The sequence below is a fragment of the Edaphobacter sp. HDX4 genome, assembly GCF_036877565.1.
Taxonomy (GTDB): domain Bacteria; phylum Acidobacteriota; class Terriglobia; order Terriglobales; family Acidobacteriaceae; genus Edaphobacter.
Window position 1 is genome coordinate 1 of sequence record NZ_JAEDXW010000063.1, and the last position, 267, is coordinate 267.

Here is a 267-nt window from a genome sequence, read left to right on the forward strand (position 1 = left end):
GGAAACGAGTGCAGCAGGACTCGGCTCCAGAATCACAGTTGGCTGAAAGACTGTGCTACTGATGCGCGCCCCACCAGTCAACAGCTTCCCGGGACGGTCGATGGCTTCTTTGACCCACGTCTCAACTCGATCGACTTCCTTCGGAAGAATGAGAGGGCCGACGTCGGTCTCGTAGAGGGTTGGGTCGCCAACCTCGAGTGTTTCAACGCGTCTGGCGAAACGGGCGATGAAATCTTCTTTAATGTCCTCCTGAATGAAGATTCGCTG

The 267-nt window shown here is 55.4% G+C and carries 1 protein-coding gene; it reads right to left on the reverse strand.

The genetic code is table 11. The features are described from left to right. The coding region (locus JAO29_RS23140; RefSeq protein ID WP_334270648.1) for an aldehyde dehydrogenase family protein at window positions 1–267 on the reverse strand (267 nt) is incomplete at both ends.